This is a genomic window from Massilia sp. DD77 (genome assembly GCF_036961685.1).
In the GTDB taxonomy this organism is placed as follows: Bacteria; Pseudomonadota; Gammaproteobacteria; order Burkholderiales; family Burkholderiaceae_D; genus Telluria.
Genome location: NZ_JBAMDH010000045.1, coordinates 1 through 19101, shown reverse-complemented (window position 1 = coordinate 19101; position 19101 = coordinate 1). Strand labels below are relative to the sequence as shown.

17 protein-coding genes and 1 tRNA gene are annotated in these 19101 nt (G+C 67.6%); 8 read left to right on the top strand and 10 right to left on the bottom strand.

The features are described 5' to 3' along the window. The first annotated feature begins 2 nt into the window (after positions 1-2). The 5 genes from V7778_RS22040 to V7778_RS22020 all read left to right on the top strand — a co-directional run bounded on the left by V7778_RS22040 (position 3) and on the right by V7778_RS22020 (position 7262). A complete protein-coding gene (locus tag V7778_RS22040; protein WP_335559208.1) occupies positions 3-836 on the top strand; it encodes a p-hydroxycinnamoyl CoA hydratase/lyase in 834 nt (277 codons plus the stop codon). 105 nt (positions 837-941) lie between these two features. Then, positions 942-2387 (top strand): aldehyde dehydrogenase, encoded by a 1446-nt coding sequence (locus V7778_RS22035; protein ID WP_335559207.1) that lies wholly within the window; start codon positions 942-944, stop codon positions 2385-2387. A gap of 11 nt (positions 2388-2398) precedes the next feature. Beyond that, complete coding sequence (locus V7778_RS22030) at positions 2399-4258, top strand: feruloyl-CoA synthase (RefSeq protein WP_335559205.1); 1860 nt, start codon at positions 2399-2401, stop codon at positions 4256-4258. Positions 4259-4305: 47 nt separating this feature from the next. Beyond that, positions 4306-5469, top strand: coding sequence for an ABC transporter substrate-binding protein (locus tag V7778_RS22025; protein WP_335559204.1), 1164 nt, complete (start codon positions 4306-4308; stop codon positions 5467-5469). A gap of 113 nt (positions 5470-5582) precedes the next feature. Then, complete coding sequence (locus V7778_RS22020) at positions 5583-7262, top strand: tannase/feruloyl esterase family alpha/beta hydrolase (RefSeq protein ID WP_442920747.1); 1680 nt, start codon at positions 5583-5585, stop codon at positions 7260-7262. 14 nt (positions 7263-7276) lie between these two features. Here V7778_RS22020 and V7778_RS22015 read toward each other — a convergent pair whose 3' ends face one another. From V7778_RS22015 to V7778_RS22005, 3 genes are read right to left on the bottom strand one after another with little or no spacing between them, the layout of a single operon-like run. Further along, on the bottom strand, positions 7277-8230 hold the full coding sequence (locus tag V7778_RS22015; RefSeq protein ID WP_442920746.1) for a PDR/VanB family oxidoreductase: 954 nt from the start codon (positions 8228-8230) through the stop codon (positions 7277-7279). Continuing rightward, positions 8227-9276 (bottom strand): aromatic ring-hydroxylating dioxygenase subunit alpha, encoded by a 1050-nt coding sequence (locus tag V7778_RS22010; protein ID WP_335559199.1) that lies wholly within the window; start codon positions 9274-9276, stop codon positions 8227-8229. Before V7778_RS22010 ends, V7778_RS22015 begins: the two co-directional genes overlap by 4 nt. A gap of 13 nt (positions 9277-9289) precedes the next feature. Further along, positions 9290-10477: an ABC transporter substrate-binding protein gene (locus V7778_RS22005; protein ID WP_335559197.1), complete on the bottom strand. Its 1188-nt coding sequence runs from the start codon at positions 10475-10477 to the stop codon at positions 9290-9292. A 109-nt stretch (positions 10478-10586) separates the two neighbouring features. Between V7778_RS22005 and V7778_RS22000 the strand changes: the two genes are divergently transcribed. Further along, positions 10587-11495, top strand: a complete 909-nt coding sequence (locus V7778_RS22000) for a LysR family transcriptional regulator (protein ID WP_335559195.1) — start codon at positions 10587-10589, stop codon at positions 11493-11495. A 6-nt stretch (positions 11496-11501) separates the two neighbouring features. On the opposite strand, the gene V7778_RS21995 is transcribed toward V7778_RS22000, so the two are convergent. Continuing rightward, a complete protein-coding gene (locus V7778_RS21995) occupies positions 11502-12863 on the bottom strand; it encodes an MFS transporter (protein WP_335559193.1) in 1362 nt (453 codons plus the stop codon). A 63-nt stretch (positions 12864-12926) separates the two neighbouring features. Here V7778_RS21995 and V7778_RS21990 point away from each other — a divergent pair, with 63 nt between their 5' ends. Beyond that, positions 12927-13859 carry a LysR substrate-binding domain-containing protein gene (locus V7778_RS21990; protein WP_335559190.1) on the top strand — a complete coding sequence of 311 codons (933 nt, stop codon included), beginning with the start codon at positions 12927-12929 and terminating at the stop codon, positions 13857-13859. Between the two features lie 379 nt (positions 13860-14238). Here the strand turns inward: V7778_RS21990 and V7778_RS21985 are convergent. Both V7778_RS21985 and V7778_RS21980 read right to left on the bottom strand, forming a co-directional pair. Beyond that, positions 14239-14328 (bottom strand) — tRNA-Ser (locus V7778_RS21985). Between the two features lie 98 nt (positions 14329-14426). After that, entirely contained in the window at positions 14427-15506 is a 1080-nt protein-coding gene (locus V7778_RS21980; protein ID WP_335559189.1) for an FAD binding domain-containing protein, read from the bottom strand. 323 nt (positions 15507-15829) lie between these two features. On the opposite strand from V7778_RS21980, the gene V7778_RS21975 reads away from it, so the two are divergent. Further along, entirely contained in the window at positions 15830-16669 is an 840-nt protein-coding gene (locus V7778_RS21975; RefSeq protein ID WP_335559186.1) for an alpha/beta fold hydrolase, read from the top strand. A gap of 147 nt (positions 16670-16816) precedes the next feature. Here the strand turns inward: V7778_RS21975 and V7778_RS21970 are convergent, their stop codons facing one another. The 4 genes from V7778_RS21970 to V7778_RS21955 all read right to left on the bottom strand — a co-directional run bounded on the left by V7778_RS21970 (position 16817) and on the right by V7778_RS21955 (position 18951). Beyond that, a complete protein-coding gene (locus tag V7778_RS21970; protein ID WP_335559185.1) occupies positions 16817-17062 on the bottom strand; it encodes a hypothetical protein in 246 nt (81 codons plus the stop codon). Between the two features lie 55 nt (positions 17063-17117). Continuing rightward, on the bottom strand, positions 17118-17666 hold the full coding sequence (locus V7778_RS21965) for a peroxiredoxin family protein (RefSeq protein WP_442920748.1): 549 nt from the start codon (positions 17664-17666) through the stop codon (positions 17118-17120). Continuing rightward, on the bottom strand, positions 17666-18208 hold the full coding sequence (locus tag V7778_RS21960; RefSeq protein ID WP_335559181.1) for a carboxymuconolactone decarboxylase family protein: 543 nt from the start codon (positions 18206-18208) through the stop codon (positions 17666-17668). The genes V7778_RS21965 and V7778_RS21960 overlap by 1 nt, the downstream gene beginning before the upstream one ends. A gap of 89 nt (positions 18209-18297) precedes the next feature. After that, complete coding sequence (locus V7778_RS21955) at positions 18298-18951, bottom strand: MarR family winged helix-turn-helix transcriptional regulator (protein ID WP_335559180.1); 654 nt, start codon at positions 18949-18951, stop codon at positions 18298-18300. Positions 18952-19101: the final 150 nt, after the last annotated feature.

Genomic DNA, 19101 nt, shown 5'->3' with positions numbered 1-19101 from the left:
TTATGTCCAAATATGACGCCCGCTGGCAAACCGTGAAGGTCGAGGTCTCGAACGGCATCGGCTGGATCACCCTGAACCGTCCGGAGAAGCGTAACGCGATGAGCCCGACGCTCAACCGCGAAATGATCGATGTGCTCGAGACCCTCGAGCTGGACGACGAGGCGCAGGTGGTAGTGCTGACCGGCGCCGGCGACGCCTGGACCGCCGGCATGGACCTGAAGGAATACTTCCGCGAGACCGACGGCAAGCCCGAGATCATGCAGGAACGCATGCGCCGCGATTGCTCGCAATGGCAGTGGAAGCTGCTGCGCATGTATAGCAAGGCGACGATCGCGATGGTGAACGGCTGGTGCTTCGGCGGCGCCTTCTCGCCGCTGGTGGCCTGCGACCTGGCGATCGCCGCGGACGACGCGGTATTCGGCCTGTCCGAGGTCAACTGGGGCATCCCGCCGGGTAACCTGGTCAGCAAGGCCGTTGCCGACACCATGGGCCACCGCCAGGCGCTGCACTACATCATGACCGGCGACACCTTCACCGGCAAGGAAGCGGCAGCCATGGGCCTGATCAACAAGAGCGTGCCCAGGGACGACCTGCGCGAGGCCGTGATCGAACTGGCCGGCAAGCTGCTGGAGAAAAACCCGGTGGTGCTGCGCTACGCAAAGATCGGCTTCAAGCGCTGCCGCGAACTGACCTGGGAACAGGGCGAGGACTACCTGTACGCCAAGACCGACCAGTCGAACCAGCGCGACCCGGAAAAAGGCCGCAAGGAAGGCCTCAAGCAGTTCCTGGACGACAAGACGATCAAGCCGGGCCTGCAAGCTTATAAACGTGGCTGACCCGCGCGGCCTGGCCGCGCCCACATCATAATAAGAAGAAGAACGACGGCGGCCCCTGCCCGGCAGGAGGCCGCCATCCATCCAGCACATACAGGAGACACCCCGATGTTCCACACCGATCTGCTGTGCGGCGGCGAAGCCCGGCCCGCATCGAACGGCGCCAGCTTCGAGCGCCGCAATCCTGCCACCGGCCAGGTGGCCACGGTGGCGGCCGCCGCCACCCTCGACGACGCCGATGCCGCGGTCGCGGCCGCGCGCGACGCCTTCCCGGCCTGGTCGGCACTGGCGCCCGGCGCGCGTCGCGCCCTGCTGCTCAAGGCCGCCGACAAGATGGAAGCCCTGCGCGGTCGGTTCGTCGAAGCGGGGATCGAGGAAGTGGGCGGCGCGCCGGTCTGGTACCAGTTCAATGTGACCTTGGCCGCCAACATGCTGCGCGAAGCCGCCTCCATGACCACCCAGGTCGCCGGCGAAGTGATTCCCTCCGACGTCCCGGGCTCGCTCGCCATGGGCGTGCGCCAGGCTTGCGGCGTGGTGGTCGGCATCGCACCCTGGAACGCACCCGTCATCTTGGGCACGCGCGCCGTCGCCATGCCCCTGGCCTGCGGCAATACCGTGATCCTGAAAGCTTCCGAGCTGTGCCCCGCCCTGCACCGCCTGATCGGCCAGGCCTTCGCCGACGCCGGCTTCCCGCCGGGCGTGGTGAACGTGATCACCAATGCGCCGCACGACGCGCCAGCCATCGTCGAGCGCCTGATCGCACATCCGGCGGTGCGCCGCATCAACTTCACGGGTTCGACCCGCGTCGGCCGCATCATCGCCGAGCAGGCCGCGCGGCACCTGAAACCCGTGCTGCTCGAACTGGGCGGCAAGAACCCGCTCGTCATCCTCGATGACGCCGACCTCGACGAGGCGGTCGAAGCAGCCGCCTTCAGCGCCTTCTTCAATCAGGGCCAGATCTGCATGTCGGCCGACCGCATCATCGTCGACAGCAAGATTGCCGACGACTTTGTCCGGAAGCTCGCAGCCAAGACCGCCACGCTCAAGGCCGCGCGCTCGGACGCGCCGCTGGCCGGCATGGTGGATCCAAGCGCGGCCAGCCGCGTCGCCGCCATGCTGCAGGACGCCCGCGCGCGCGGCGCCACCGTCACCCAGCTCGACGAGACCGTGGACGGCAACATCATGCAGCCGGCCATCGTCGACGGGGTGACGACCGACATGCTGGTCTACCAGGAAGAATCCTTCGGGCCGATCGTCTCGGTGCTGCGCTTCGACAGCGACGAGGAAGCGATCCGCCTGGCCAACGACAGCGAGTACGGCTTGTCCTCCGCCGTATTCAGCCGCGACATCGGCCGCGCGATGGCGGTGGCGCGCCGTATCGAATCCGGCATCTGCCACATCAACGGCCCGACCGTGCACGACGAGGCGCACATGCCTTTCGGCGGCGTGAAAGGCAGCGGCTACGGACGCTTCGGCGGCCGCGCGGCCATCGCCGAGTTCACCGACCTGCGCTGGATCACGATCCAGACCACGCCACGCCACTACCCGATCTGAAAGGGGCCGCCATGACCCAGTCATTGATCGCGGAACGCGGCGGGGTGAAACAGCGCGCCGTGGCGCTCGGCAATCCCGAGATCGCGGTGCGCCAGGCCGGCGGCGTGTGGCATGTCGACGCCGTCACGCCGCTCGACCCCTACCCCGCATGCTTCACCGACCGCCTGGTCGAGGGTGCGCGCGTCCATCCCGAGCGCATCCTGGTGGCGCGCCGCGGCGCGGACGGCGAATGGATCCGCCTGTCGTACGCCGAGGTCCTGCAACGGGCGCGTTGCATCGGCCAGGCCCTGCTCGACCGCGGCCTGGATGCCGAGCGGCCGCTGGTGATCCTCTCGGGGAACGACCTCGAGCACTTCCAGCTGGCGCTGGGCGCCATGTATGCGGGCATCCCGTATGCACCGCTCTCGCCGGCCTATTCGCTGGTGGCCACCGATCCGGCCAAGCTGGCCGACCTGGTCGCCCAGCTCACGCCAGGGGCGCTGTTCGCGTCCGATGGCGAACTGTTTGGGCGCGCCATCGACGCCGTGCTGCCGGACGGAGCGGAACTGATCCTGGCGCGCGGCGACATTCCAGGCCGCAGCGCCACGGCCTTCGACAGCCTGCTCGACACCGCGCCGTCCGGCATCGACGCCCGCAACCAGACGGTCGGTGCGGCGACCATCGCCAAGTTCCTGTTCACGTCGGGCTCGACCAAGAAGCCGAAGGCCGTGATCACCACCCACGGCATGTTGTGCAGCAACCAGCAGATGCTGCTGCAGACCTTCCCCTTCTTCCGCGAGGAGCCGCCGGTGCTGCTCGACTGGCTCCCCTGGAACCATACCTTCGGCGGCAGCCATAACGTCGGCATCGTGCTCTACAACGGCGGCACGCTCTATCTGGACGACGGCCGCCCTACCCCGCGCGATTTCGCCGCGACCTTGCGCAACCTGCGCGAGATCGCGCCGACGGTCTACTTCAACATCCCGGCCGGCTGGGAAATGCTCACCGAAGCGCTGGAGTCCGATGCCCGGCTGGCGGACAACTTCTTCTCGCGGGTAAAGCTGTTCTTCTGCGCCGGCGCCGGCCTGTCGCAGGCCGCCTGGAGCCACCTCGACCGGGTGGCCACCGGCCACTGCGGCGAATCGATCCGCATCATGACCGGCCTGGGCATGACCGAGACCTCGCCCTCCTGTACCTTCGGCACCGGACCGATCGTCAAGGCCGGCTATGTCGGCGTACCTGCGCCCGGCTGCAAGGTCAAGCTGGTGCCGGTGGGCGACAAGCTGGAAGCGCGCTTCCATGGTCCGCACGTGACGCCAGGCTACTGGCGCGCGCCGCACCTGAGCGCGGAAGCCTTCGACCACGAGGGCTATTACTGCACCGGCGACGCGCTGCGCTTCGTCGATGAAGGCAATCCGGCGCTCGGCTTCATGTTCGACGGCCGCATCGCCGAGGACTTCAAGCTCAGCACCGGCACCTTCGTGAGCGTCGGGCCGATGCGCGCACGCGCCATCAGCCTGGGCGCACCCTATGTACAGGATGCCGTCGTCACCGGCATCAACCGCCACGCCATCGGCATGCTGGTGTTCCCGCGGCTGGACAACTGCCGCCAGCTGGCGGACCTGGGGCCACAAGCGTCCGCGGAGGAAGTGCTGGCCAGCGCGCCTGTCAGGGCCTTCTTCACGGGCCTGCTGGCGGAACTGAACCGCGATGCCGGCGGTTCCTCGAAGCGGATCGACCGCCTGCTGCTGCTGTCCGAGCCGCCGTCGATCGACCACCGGGAACAGACCGACAAGGGTTCGATCAACCAGGCGGCGGTGCTGCAGCGCCGCGCGGCCCTGGTGGATGCGATGTACGAAGGTGCGGATCCGCTCACCATCGTTGCCCGATAAGACTTGAAAGCACGACTACAACGCAAGACAACAACAACGGAGACGACATGAAACTGAAGACCCTGGCCTGCATTGGACTCGCGTTCCTGCCCTTCGCCGGCGCCCACGCGCAGGACGACACCATCAAGATCGGTGTCATCGCCGCGCTCACCGGGCCGTTCGCGAATATCGGCAAGCCCTTCGAGGACGGCATCAAGACCTTCATGAAGCAGCATGGCGACAAGGTCGCCGGCAAGAAGGTCGAGATCATTTACCGCGACGACGGCGGCAGCAACGTCGAACTGTCCAAGCGCGCCGCGCAGGAGCTGATCGGCCGCGAGAAGGTCAACTTCCTGATCGGCTTTTCGCTGACGCCGAGCGCGCTGGCGGTGGCGCCGGTGGCCACACAGGGCAAGGTCCCGATGATCGTGATGAACGCCGTCACCACCGGTATCACGGCCAAGTCGCCCTACATGCTGCGCACCTCGATGACGATGCAGCAGATGACCGAGCCTTTCGGCACCTGGACCGCGCAGAACAAGATCGGCAAGGTCTATTCGCTGGTCACCGACTACAGCACCGGCCACGACGCGGAAAAGCTGTTCTCCAAGGGCCTGCTCGAGGCGGGCGGCAAGATCGTCGGTTCCTCGCGCGTGCCGCTGGCCAACCCGGACTACTCGCCCTTCGTCCAGCGCATCAAGGACGAGAAGCCGGACGCCGTGTTCTTCTTCGCCCCGGGCGCGGAAGACGGCGCCGGCATGCTCAAGGCCTATAGCGACAAGGGCCTGGACAAGGCCGGCATCAAGTTCCTGGGCGTGGGCGACATGACCAGCGACACGCCGACCCTGGAAGCGCTGGGCGAGCGCGCCCTGGGCGCGGTGACGGTGCTGAACTACTCGACGGCGCTCGACAACGAGGCCAACCGCAGCTTCCTCAAGGCCTTCGCGGAAGCCAATCCGGGCCGTCCGGCGCCGACCTTCGTCACCGTCGCCGCCTACGACACCATGGGCATGATCTACGAGACCGTGCGCCGGCTGAACGGCAAGGTGAGCGGCGACGAGGCGGTCAAGGTGCTGTCCGGGATGAAGTGGAACAGCCCGCGCGGCCCGATCAGCATCGACCCCAAGACCCGCGACATCGTCCAGAACATGTACATCCGCGAGGTCCGCAAGGTGAACGGCAAGCTCGTGAACCACCCGATTGGCGTCCTCAAGGACGTGATGCCCAACTAAGGCACCCCTTCCCTTCCAAAGCAGGTCCCATCGCAGCCGCACGGCTGCGACGGACCTGCTCGCCCCGACATCCTGCACGTGATCTGTTTTCGACTACAGAGGAGTACTCACGCATGAATTTCCGTATCCTGGGCGCCATGGCCACCCTGCTCGTCGCCGGCTGCGGCGACAGCGACGAAGCCCCGCTGCCGAACCTGACCGCCGCCACCACTTCCAGCCTCGCTTCCTGCGCCGATTTGGCCGCGCGCCTGGCCTATCCCGACACCAGCATCATGGCGGTCAACGCCATCGCCGCCGGCACGCTGGCCGTCGCCGGCAAGCCGATCCCGGCCCATTGCCAGGTACAGGGCCAGATGCACCGCCGCACCAGCGCTGTCGACGGCCAGGCCTACGCCATCGGCTTCGAGATGCGCCTGCCGCTCAACTGGAACGGCCGCTTCTATTACCAGGCCAACGGCGGCCTGGATGGCAGCGTCCTCGCCGCCACCGGCATGGTGGGCGGCGGCGGGCCGCTCGACAACGCCCTGAACATGGGCTTCGCCGTCATCAGCTCGGACGCCGGCCACGGCGCGCCAACACCCTTCTTCGGCATCGATCCGCAGGCGCGCCTGGACTATGGCTACCAAGCCGTCGGCAAGCTGACGCCGATGGCCAAGGCGCTGATCCGCGGCGCCTACGGCAAGGGACCGGACCGCTCCTACATCGGCGGCTGCTCCAACGGCGGACGGCACGCGATGGTGGCCGCGGCGCGCTACGCCGACCAGTATGACGGCTACCTGGTCGGCAATCCCGGCTACCGCCTGCCGCTGGCGGCGATCGCCAATATCGCGGGCGGCAAGACCTATGCCGCGCTGGCGAGCACGCCGGGTGATCCGTCCACCGGTTTTACTGCGGCCGAGCGCGGCCTGGTCTCGCGCGCGGTGCTGGGCAAGTGCGATGCCCTCGACGGCGTGGCCGACGGCCTGGTGCAGGACACCGGCGCCTGCCAAGCGGCCTTCGACCTGAACCGCGATGTACCGACCTGCTCCGGTGCGCGCGACGGCAGCTGCCTGAGCGCGGCGCAGAAATCCGGCATCGGCGCGCTGTTCAGCGGCGCCAAGACCGAGACCGGGACCACGATCTACACCAGCTTCCCGTATGACGCCGGCTTCGCCACCGCCGGCTGGGCTTCGTGGAAATTCAGCGCCCCGAGCACGCGCGACGCCGGCGCCGTGGGCCTGGTGTGGGCGGTACCGCCGGAGTCGGTCGCCGGCTTCGACGGCGCCACGTTTGTCGCCAACGGGAACCTCGGCAATATGCTGGCCAGGGTGAACGCCACCAGCCCGACCTATCCGGAAAGCGGCTACGCGTTCATGACGCCGCCGAACGGCAGCAATCTCGCGGCACTGAAGCACCGCGGCGCCAAGATGCTGGTGTACCACGGCACCAGCGACCCGATCTTCTCGAGCGACGACACCACCGCATGGTACGAGGGACTGCGCGCGGCGAACGGCGGCGATGCGGCGAACTTCGCGCGCTACTTCCGCGTGCCCGGCATGAACCATTGCTCGGGCGGCCCGGCCACCGAGCAGTTCGACATGCTCACGCCGCTCGTCAACTGGGTGGAAAAAGGACAGGCGCCGGATTCGGTGACGGCCGGCGCGCGCGGTGCGGGGAATGCCGGCGGCGTGAACAGCGACCTCCCGGCCGCCTGGTCGGCAAGCCGTTCCCGTCCGCTCTGCCCTTATCCGAAGGTCGCACGCTACAAGGGTAGCGGCGACGTCGAGCAGGCCTCCAGCTTTGCTTGCCAATGAGCCGCCAGTAAGCCCTACAGGTCGAGCACCAGCGTGCCGCTCCTGGCGCGCGAGCAGCACGGCGTGAACTGGTCGTTCGCGGCGCGTTCCGCGTCGGTCAGGTAGTCGTCGCGGTGCTCGGGAACGCCGTCCAGCACCCGGGTGGCGCAGGTTCCGCAGATGCCTTGTTCGCAGGAGACCGGGATGTCGATCCCGTTCTCCTGCAGTACCGCCAGCGCCGTCTTCCCGGCGGGCACGGCCAGGAGCCGGCCGGTGCTGGCGATCCTGAGTGCGAACGGCCGGTCGCCGCTGCTGTCATGGACCGGCGCTGTGAAGTACTCGCGGTGTACCCGCCCCTCCTCCCAGCCTTGCCCCATCGCCGCCGTGGTGACGGCGTCGATGAACCCGCCCGGGCCGCAGACGTACAGGTGGGCATCGGCGCCGGCGTCCAGCAGGGCGGCGCCGATATCGAGCGCTTGCGCCGTATCGAAATGAAAGCTCACCCTGTCGGCAAACCCGGACTGGCGGATGCGCCCGGCGAAGGCCATGCGCTCGGGCGAACGCGCGCAGTAATGCATCCGGAACTCGGCTCCCTCGTGCGCCAGCTGCTGCGCCATGCACAGGATGGGCGTCACACCGATGCCGCCCGCCAGCAGCAGGTAGCGCGGCGCCGGCGCCAGCGCGAAGTGATTCCTCGGCGCGCTGATCCGGACCGTGGCGCCGGGCTGGATACGCTCGTGCACCGCCTGCGAACCGCCGCGCGAGGCCGGGTCGCGCAGCACCGCGATCCGGTAGCGGTGGCGCTCGCGAGGGTCGTTGCACAGTGAGTACTGCCGCACCAGCCCGGGGGCGGCCTCGATGTCGATGTGCGCGCCGGCCGTGAAGGGCGGCAGCGGCGCGCCGTCCATGCCGGCCAGCTCGAGGCTGGCGATATCCTGCGCTTCCTGCACGCGCGCCACCACCTTCGCTTCGAACATGCCGCTGCTCATGGCACGGCCACCGGTTGCGGCGCGGCCTGTGTGTTTTCCTTCACCAGCCGCTCGATCACGCGGCGCGCGCGGTTCGGCCCCACGTCCACGTGGATGTCGACCTGGGGCGCGCCGGAGTGGCGCTGCATGTTCTTCCACTGGGCCTCGATCACCTCCTTATCCTCCTGGAAAGTCAGCGCCGTCTGCTCGTATACCAGGTCGGTCATGTCCGGCCGGTCGGGGTGGCTGTTGGCCGCCATGGTCCACATGTAATGCGCAGTGGTCTCGGTTTCCGGGGTGATCGCATGGAAGCCGCGCATGTGGAAGCCGCCGCGCTGCGGGTCGCGCATGTCGGCGGTGCCGGCGTCGGCGCCGCCGGTCCAGATGTTCAGGTGGCTGACATTGAACTCGACCTCCTGCCAGCGGTCGATCCGTCCAGCGAAAGGCCAGGCGCCGAGATAGGTCGGCGGCGGGCTTGAATCCGGCATGTAGCGCAGCACCCGCACCTGGTCGCCGGCCGCCTCGACCTTCAGCTCGGCGTTCATGTGCACCGCCGCGTTGCCGCCGATGGTTTTCAGGTGCACGTAGCCGAGATGGCTCAGGTCCAGCAGGTTGTCGTGGATCAGCTGGTAAGGCGCGTCGTAGTGGAACACATCGCCCCGGAAGCGGTAGCGCGGATCGCTGTGCACCTGGTAGTCGGGAGCCTCGCAGGTTGGGGTGCCGCCCTCTTCCCGCGGCATCCAGATCCACAGGATCTGGTCCTTCTCCACGACGGTAAATGCCTTGACCCGCGCCTTGACGGGAATGCGCGCCTGCCCCGGCACTTCGAGGCAGGCGCCGCCGGGTGCGAACAGCAGGCCGTGGTAGCCGCAACGCACCCCGCGCTCCTCGATCGTACCGCAGGACAGGGGCAGCGACTTGTGACAGCAGCGGTTTTCGAGCGCGGCGATTTCTCCGGAACCGGTGCGGAACATCACGACATGCTGGTTCAGCAGGGTGCGGGCGATCGGCTTGTCCTGCAGCTCCCAGGAAAAGCCGGCGACATACCATTGGTTGAGTGGGAACATGCTCGGGTCTCCTTTATTTGCCGGCTTCCTTGGCCGGATCCTTGACGCCGTCGAAGCGGTCGATTTCGGTTGCGACCAGCTTCGCGCCCTGCTTGTCGATGCGGCGGATGTACATGGTCTGGACGATGTCGCGGGTGGCCGGGTCGATCGTCACCGTGCCGCGCGGGCTGCTGCTAGTGTAGCCCTTGAGCGCCTGCATGAAGGCCGCGCCGTCGGCATTGCCCTTCGTTCTCGCGAGCGTCTTGGCGATCAGCGCCATGCCGTCGTAGGAGGATGCGGCGAGGAAGCTGGGCTGCATCTTGCCGCCCACCGTCTTGCCGAACTCCTCGACGAACTTCGCGTTCTCGGCGCCGGGACGGGTGTAGGAATAGAAACCGGAGGAATAGATTCCGACCAGCGCGTCGCCGCCCGCCTTGAGCACGTCCTCGTCGCCCCAGCCTTCGCCGCCCAGGAAGCGGATATTGGCCTTGTCCAGCCCTTTCTCGCGATAGGCCTTGGTGAACGCGACCATGGGCTGGCCATTCGGCAGGAAGACGTGGATGGCATCGGGCTTTTCGTCCTTGATGCGCTGGACGAAGGCGCCGTAATCGACGCTCCCCATCGGCATGCGCACCGAGCCGATGATCTTGCCGCCCAGGGCGGTGAAGGTGTTGTTGAACCAGGTCTCGGCGTCGATGCCCGGCGCGTAGTCGGATACCACTGTGTAGACGCGCCGCGCACCGGTCTTGTAGGCCCATTCGGCCAGGGGCTTGGCCGATTGCGCGATGGTGTAGGACACCCGGGTGACATAGGGCGAGCGCGTGGTCAACGCCGAGGCGGCGGCGTTCATCACCACCATCGGCTTCTTGCCCTGGTCGGCGATGCCGGCCGCCGCCATGGCGTTGGGCGTGAACACGAAGCCGGCCAGCACGTCGACGCGGTCGCGGGTGACCAGCTCCGTCGCCAGGCGCTTGGCGATCTCGGGCTGGGTGCCGGTGTCGTCCTTGTAGATGACTTCGATACGCTTGCCCGCCACCGTGGAGCCATGCATGCGCAGCCAGGTGTCGATCCCCGCCTTCATCTGGGCGCCGCTTTCGGCCGCATGGCCGCTGAGGGAGGTGATGACGCCGATCTTGATGGTGTCCCTTTGCGCCAGGGCGAGGGGCGAAGCTGCGGCAAACGCGGTGACGATGCACCACGACGCGACCGATAAACGATTCATGCCTGTCTCCTTGATTGTTGTACGGGTTCGTCGACCCTGGTGCAATCATAGAGAAGCTGTGTTATACCTCAAGATAATTTAGTAGATAACGTTTATTCGATTTTTAGATATGAACGACGACCTCGGATTCGATCTGAACTTGTTGCCCGTGGTGCTGGCCATTGCCGAGGAGCGCAGCGTCAGCCGCGCGGCCGAGCGCCTCGGCTGGAGCCAGCCGAAGGTGAGCATTGCGCTGAACAAGCTGCGCACGGCGCTGGGCGACCCGCTGTTCATCCGCGGCTCGCACGGCATGGCGCCGACGCCGCGCGCGGTGGCCCTGATGGCGCCCACGCGCGAGATCCTGTCGCGGGTCAAGAACGAGGTGCTGGCCAGTGCCGCCTTCGACCCGGCCCGCACCACGCGCCGTTTCACCTTCGCGCTGTCGGACATCGGCGAAATGACCTTCCTGCCCAAGCTGCTGGCCTACCTGCAGGCGCATGCGCCCGGCGCCACGGTGCGTTCCGTCACCCTGCCGCCGGGCGAGATCGCGGCAGGACTGGAAGCGGGCGACATCGACCTGGCGGTCGGCTACTTCCCCGACCTCAAGGCGCGCAACTTCTTCCAGCAGCGCTTGTTCACACACTCCTTCATCAGCCTGCTCAATGCGAAGCACCGGATCAAGGGCGACCGCATGTCGATGGAGGACTTCTTGCGCATCGGCCATGCCGTCATCAGCGCGGAGGGACGCAGCCAGGAAGTGTTCGAACAGCTGCTGGCCAGGCACAGGATCGAGCGCCGCATCGTGCTGTCGACGCCGCACTTCATGTCGATCCCCTTCATCATCGCCTCGACCGACCTGCTGGTGACGGTGCCCTATGCGGTGGGCGAATCCTTTGCCAAGATCGCCAACATCCGCCTGATCCAGCCGCCGCTCGAGATTCCGCAGTTCGACCTCAAGCAGCACTGGCACCGCAAGTACCACAAGGACGCCACGAACATCTGGATTCGTTCGGTCCTCGCTACCCTGTTCGCGGGCTGAGCGGCCTTATCGAAACTCGCGCTGGGCCATGACCGCGAGGCCGGCCGGAATCACGGCCATCGCCATCAGGGTAAAGACCTGTTCGCGGGAGACCAGGTGCAGCGCCACCGTGGCAAGGGCGATGCTGGACGACAGCCCAACCTGGCGGATGATGTTCTTGACCTGGTAGCCGTGCGAGAAGGCCTTGCCGGGCAGCCCGGTGAAGGTCGCGGCGGCCACCGGCCCGAGAAACAGGGGAATGGCCAGGTAGATGGCCAGGACGGCGGGCGCCAGCTCCGGCCAGGCGCTGCGGGCATCGGCCGTGGAGAGCCCCAGGCTGCCGGCGCCGAACAGCGCCAGCCCGGCCAGCATGAACAGCCGGTGCCGCGGGCGGCCCTGCGCCAAGCGCAGGTGCAGCAGCGCGACCGTCACGCTGCCGGCCATGGCGCACGAGGTGACCATGGCGCTCTCGAGCAGGGACAAGCTGAGCACCGTATGCAGCAGGATGGGCACCATCAGCCCGCTGCTGCCGATCAGGCAGTAGCCGATGAAGTACATGGCAAGGCCGAGCAGGTAGCGTTGCTGGGCCAGGCCCCGGCAGTCGATCAGTGGCCGTTCCCTGCGCCGCTGCCGCCATGCGAAGACGGCGAGCATCAGGATCGAGGTACCGGCCGCCAGCGCGACGGTACGCGGCTCGCTGGTCCCGAGGCCGATCGCCTGGATCGCATGCTGCAGGCCGAAGACCCCCGCGCACAGCCACAACAGCCAGCCCCAGTGTTCGGTCGAACGCTCCTCGCGCGGGATGACGCTGCGCGACAGGTGCGCATGGGCGCCCCAGCCGACCAGCAGCGCTTGCGGCACGCCGAACCAGAACAGCGCCCGCCACTGGCCCAGCTCCATCAGCCCCACCGCCAACAAGGGCGCGATCGCCGACGCGCCCAGCAGGCTGGCGACGAAGGTGAGCAGCCCGGCGCGGCGCGCAGGCTCCGGCAAGTCGTTCATTGCGAGGCGGCCGGCCGTGAAGAAGGTGGCCCCGCCCAGCCCCTGGAGCAGGCGCCCGGCGGCGAACTGCGCCAGGCCGCCGGCAAGGGCGCACAGCGCGCTGCCGATCCCGAAACAGGCCAGCGACAGGAGCACGAAGCGGCGGTAGCCGAGGCGCTCCACCATCCAGCGGTGCTTGAACAGCATGAGGATCGCACCGGCCCCGTAGAGCGTGTAGGCGAACGCGAATTCCTGCGCCGACAGATGCAAGCCGGCGGCGATCTGGCCGGCGGCGAACATGACCATGCCGTTTTCGATGAATTCGACACTGGTGACGGCGCCGAGCGCGATCAGTCGCGGGCGAAGCGCGTCGGGGCGTGGGAGGGGGAGCGTGGAGACGGCAGACATGCACCCAGTCTACGGGAAACCGTATCATTACAAAAATCGATTGTAGGCATGTAGGATATCGATATGGATGATATAGACCACGGCGCCTTCCGGCGCCTCGACCTCAACCTGCTGGTCGCGTTCGACGCGCTCGCGGCGGAAGCAAGCGTGACGCGGGCTGCGGCCCGGCTGCATATCGGCCAGCCGGCGATGAGCCACGCCCTGGCGCGGCTGAGGGACATCTTCGCCGACGAGATCCTCTACCGCGAGGGACCGGGCATGGCCCTCACCGAACGCGCGCGCGCCCTCGCCCCGCGCATCCGGCAGCTGCTGCTCGACGCGCATGCAGTGGCATTTACCGAAACCGAATTCGACCCGGCGAAGGTGCATGCACAGTTCCGCCTTTCCCTGACCGATCCGCTGGAAGCCCTGCTGCTCCCGGCCCTGATGGCGCGCCTGCGGCCGCTGGCGCCGGGACTGAGTCTGTCGGTCCAGGCGATTCCGGCCTGGCAGCAACTGGAGCAGCTGGACGGGGGCCAGATCCAGCTCGCCGTGGGTCATTTTCCCCATGTTCGCACGGTGCACCAGCAGACGGTGCTCTATACGGCGCACTACGCCTGCGTGTTCAATCCGGCCCTGGTCAGCCTGCCTGGCTCCTTCGGCCTGCGGGACCTGGCGGCCCTGCCGCACATCCACACCAGCTATACGGGAGACGCGCCGGGCATGGTCGACCTGGCCTTCCAGGCGCTTGGGCTCAAGCGCGAGATCGTGGTCCATGCGGCGACGCCGCTGTCGATTCCCTTCGTCGTCAAGGAGAGCCCCCTGGTTGCGGTCCTGCCGGACATCGTCACCCGGCTGTTCCGGAATCACGCCGACCTGAGGATCGCGCCGCTGGACGCCGAGGGACTCAGCCTGCCCATCTCTTCGGTGATCCACCGCCGCGACCACTCCAATCCCCTCGCCGCCTTTGTCCTGCGCGAGCTGGTGGCGGCGGCGAATGCGGTCCTGCAGGACTGAGTAGGCCGGCACACACTCCTTCCGCGTACGCAATAAAAAAGGCTCCCGTCGGGAGCCTTTTTTATTACTACTGGCGCAGAAGCGGGGATTCGCCTACATGCCGCAGGCCGCCCGGGCGCTTGCAAGCGCCCGGCTTCGCATCCCACGCGTGAGCCACATCGGTGGCTCACTCCTTCCGCGTACGCAATAAAAAAAGCTCCCGTCGGGAGCCTTTTTTATTACTACTGGCGCAGAAGCGGGGATTCGCCTACGTCCCGCAGGCCGCCCGGGCGCTTGCAAGCGCCCGGCTTCGAATCCCACGCGTGAGCCACATCGGTGGCTCACTCCTTCCGCGTACGCAATAAAAAAGGCTCCCGTCGGGAGCCTTTTTTATTACTACTGGCGGAGAGGGTGGGATTCGAACCCACGGTACGGTCACCCGTACGCCTGATTTCGAGTCAGGTACATTCGACCACTCTGCCACCTCTCCTGATTCGGTCGATTCTTGCTGTGAGCTGCAAGAGGCCGCATTATAGCGGAGCCCCGTTGAACAGTGCAAGTGACGAACTGCAACTATTCAACAGGACCTCAGTAGCGCGACATGCCCATGATCCGGTCGCCGATCGCCGCGCCCGCCATTACCATGCCCTGCCCCGCTGTCAGGCGCAGCTGCTCCCATTGTGCCAGGCCGATGTCGGGCGACGCCTGGCGCTGGTTCAGGAGCATGGCGAGGGTGAGCGCGTCGGCGGCGGCCTTGGCGGTACTGCCCGCCGTGTGCGGGCGCGGCACGAAGGCGGCGTCGCCGCACAGCAGCACGCGGCCGTCCAGCATCTTCGGCACCTCCAGGTCGACCACCGCCTGGGCGGCCGGACTTTCGGTGGTGTCGATCAGCACGCGGAATGATGGCGCGGCCAGCTGGCGCGCATCCTCGAACAAGGTCTTCGGCACCAGGAAGGCGTCCAGGGTCTGGTCCTGTCCCACCCGGCGGTACCAGGTCCAGTTCCAGCACCGCTTGCCGGGTTCGACCGCGCCGTGTTCGCCCGGCGCGAGGTAAGCCATCAGGAGGTGGCCGTCGCCCTGCTGGAACACGGATGCGCCGTCGAGCTTGTCGCGCGTGGCCGGCGGCAGCATCGCTTCCGGCACCATGCCCTGCCAGGCCACATAGCCGGCCGCGCGCGGCGCCAGGCCGGGCAGCATCTGCGCACGCACGGCCGAGCGCGCACCGTCGGCGCCAACGAGCAAGTCGCCGCTCTCGCTCGCGCCGTCCGAGAAATGGGCGGTCACCCGCTGCTCCGCCTGCTCATAGCGCAGGAAGTTCCGGTCCGCATGCAGGTGTTGCGGCGGCAGGCCGGCGCGCAAGGTCCGGTAGAGCACGGTCCATGAGGTCTGGGTTTGCGGCTGGTGGGCGCGCTGGAGAATGCGGTCGCCCCGGTCGAGGTAGAGGCGCTCGTCGGACTGGACGCCGGGCAGGTGCTCGGCATCGAGCTGGGCGAAGCGCAAGGCCGTCAGCACGTCCGGCTGCAGCACGATGCCGCCGCCATGGCTGGTCAGCTCGCTCGCCGAGCGTTCGAACACCTCGACCTCCCAGCCCACCGCGCGCAGCGCATTGGCCGCCAGCAGCCCGCCCAGCGAACCGCCGATGACGAGTGCGCGCGGCGCGGTGCTCATGGGCTCCCCGCCGCGCCACCGGGGACGCACGCCATGCCCTCCGCCAGGCCGCAACAGGCGTGCGGACCGGTTGGCAGCTGGGCTGCGGAATGTGCGTGCATCGCATCTCTCCGGACGTATTTACCTCCAGTGTAAGACGACTGCCTTGCGTTGAGAACATGCCAATGAAAGACATGTCTTCAAGGGGTGGAGCCGGCACAGCACGAAGGTGTGGGCGGCATCTATCCCTTCGTCCGCATGGACGGACCCGCCGCGGGGTTCCAGAATGCCGTGATGCGCCGCACTGGCGCTTCCCCCCTCCCGCCCAGCAGAAAGGATCCAGCATGAAAGGCACCCGCACCCTCGACAAGGTCACCGTCCACGACGGCACCCAGATTCACATCACCGACTGGGGCCACGGCGTTCCGGTCGTGTTCAGCCACGGCTGGCCGCTGTCGGGCGACGCCTGGGAAGACCAGATGATGTTCCTGGCCGAGCACGGCTACCGCGTGATCGCCCACGACCGCCGCGGCCACGGCCGCTCGAGCAAGGCCTGGCACGGCAACGACATGGACACCTATGCCGACGACCTCGCCACCGTGATCGAGACGCTCGACCTGAGCGGCGCCATGCTGGTCGGCCACTCGACCGGCGGCGGCGAAGTCGCGCGCTACATCGGCCGCCACGGCACGGACCGCGTAAGCAAGGCCGTGCTGGTCGGGGCCGTGACGCCGCAGATGGTGGTCTCGCCGGCAAATCCGCAAGGCGTGCCGATGGAGGTGTTCGACGGCATCCGCGCCGGCGTTCTGGCCGACCGCGCCCAGTTCTTCAAGGACCTCACGCTCCCCTTCTATGGCGCCAACCGTCCGGGCGCCAAGGTCTCGGAAGGCGTACGCGACACCTTCTGGCTGCAGGGCATGCAGTGCAGCCTCAAGAGCGCCTACGCCTGCATCAAGCAGTTCTCGGAGACCGACTTCACCGAGGATCTCAAGAAGATGGACATCCCGACCCTGGTCATCCACGGCGGCGACGACCAGATCGTTCCGATCGACACCACCGCGCGGCGCGCCGTCGAGCTGCTGCCGCAGGGGACCCTGAAGGTGTACGCGGACGGCTCGCACGGCCTGGCCACCACCCACAAGGACCAGCTCAACGCGGACCTGCTGGCCTTCCTGCGCAGCTGATCCGCTGCAGGCGGCAAGCCGCGGCGGCTCCTCGTCCCGTCGGGCCGGTGAGCCAGCCGGCCGCTCGAAGGTGGCCAGCCAGCCTTCGCGCGGGACTATGCAGTACCGGCCGGTGCGGCACTGCCCCTCCGGTCGGCCGTCGCGCGCTCAGTGCATTCCGAGTTCGGCCAGGATCGAGTGCGGGCTGACCGGCAGCAGCTCGCCACCCGCCACCAGGCAGGGCAGCGCGCTCACGCCGAGCATCTCCGCTTCGGCCGTGCGCTCGCCCTGCAGGCTCAGGTCGACCACTTCCAGCGCGGGCATCAGGCGCGCCAGCGTGGTAGCGATTTGCAGGCAGGTGGAGCAGCCGTCGTGGTAGAGGACCGGTGCGCCGGTGCCGGTTGGGTCCTTCATTGGGTTGCTCCTTGTCGTTGGTTGAGCTTGATGAGAGTGCGTCCGAAGGACGACGCTAGGCATTCCATGCATCGCTCCCCGGCGGGACCAGGCAGCCGTCGTCGGCGCAGCCGGCCGGCGCGGCTTCGGCCAGCAGCTGCCCGAGCAGCGCGCCCACCTGCATGTCGGGCGCGTGGCCGAACAGGCTGTGGCGCAGCACGCCGCCGCGGTCGAACAGCAGCAGGGTCGGCGTGCCGCGCATGCCGTAGCGCGCCATCGTGCCCGGCACCGGGCCGCGCGCCGCGGGGCGGTCGATCCCGACCGGGAAGCCGATCCGGTACTCGTGGATGAAGGCGCGCAGCGCGTTCTCGTTCATCGCTTCGTGGTGCTCGAACACGGTATGCAGCCCGAGCACCGCCAGGTCGTCGCGCCCGATGTGCCGGGAGATGGACTGCGCCTGCGGGATTGCATGCGCGACGCAGCCCGGGCACAGCATCTGGAAGGCGTAGACGGCCACCACCTTGCCGCGCAGGGAAGCCAGGGTCACCGGGCCCGGCGCATTCAGCCAGGCCGAGACCTCGAATTCCGGTGCGGGAAGCGCGGCCTGGGACGAGGTCGGGTGCATCATTTCGCGCGCAGCTTCACGCCCGGGAAATCGACCGGCACCTTGAAGGCCACGTTCACGTAGTTGGTGAACAGGTTCAAGGCCACGTGCGCCATGATCTCGACGATCTCGCCGTCGCCGAAGCCCGCCTGGCGCAGGGCGGCGATATCGGCCTCGCCGATGTGGGCGCGCTTCTCGACCACGGCGACTGCGAACTTCAGCGCGGCCGCGGTCTTCGGCTCGCTCGATTCGCCGGCCTGTGCGGCCGCCATGTCGTCGGCGCTGGCGCCGGCCTTCCGGCCCAGCGCCGTGTGCGCGGCCAGGCAGTATTCGCAGTCGTTGCGGTCGGCGATGGCGACGGCGATCTGCTCGCCCAGGCGCGCGCCGAGCGTCCCCTGGCCGATGGCGCCGAAGGAACCCCACATGCTCTTGAGCGCGGCCGGCGAGTTGGCGACGGCGCGGAACATGTTGGGGACGCCGCCGAAGGCGCCGTTGATCTGCTGGAGCAGCGCGGCGGCCTCGCCCTGGGCGTTGGATGGGTTGACGAGTTCGATACGGGACATGGTGTTTTCCTTGATTGCCTGGCCGGTCATGGGTGCGGCCAGTTCACCCTTTAAAGTAGGAGTCCTAAGTATTGGGCGCAAAAAAAAATTCAGGCGAAGCTTTCCCAGTTACGGCGCTGGGTCAGCGGATCGGTGGGTTCATGTTCCGCGCAGTCGATGCGCAGGAAGGAAATCGGCAGCGGCGCATTCACCAGTGCGCAGTGGTGCGGCACCGCTTCGCCGGGATACTTGTTCGCCTCGAAGTGCCGGCACGAGAGGCAGGCGCGCAGCTCCGGGAAGCGCTCGGTCTTTTGCAGCTCGGCGATCAGCTTGAACAGGCCGGTGAGGATCTGTACCTGCTGTCCTTGCGGCAGCTGCGAGGCCGCGGTGTCGGCGAAGGACAGCGCATGGGCCAGGCGCGCGGCGACCTGCTCTCCTTCCGCGCTCAGGTGCAGAGCAGTGGCGCGGCCGTCGTCCTCGGCTTTCGCCTTGCGCACCAATCCCTTGTTCACGAGGGCGGTCACCGAATCGCTGGCGCTGGCCGGCGAAATCGACAGCTGCTTGGCCAGCCAGCTCAGGCGCACGCCGCGGGTACGGTGCTGCAGCAGCTGCAGGATCTCGGCCTGGGCCGGATTCAGGCCTTCGCTCGTCGACACCTCCCACATCCCCGAGCGCAGCACGGTGGCGATGCGGCCGATGGCGGTCACGATGCGCGCCGAGATGTCCGGCGTGCTGTCCCATGGGGTTTCTGGTTGGATGTCCATGGGCGCTAGAATACCAGGAACGCCTGATATGTCAAGGAGTCCTAATTAATCGCGGCGATAGCGTGAGGCTGGCGGCTGTGCGCCGACGCGGGACGGTTAGCCGACGAGCAGGCGGGCGCGGTATCGGAGCCGCTAACGATCGACGCGTCG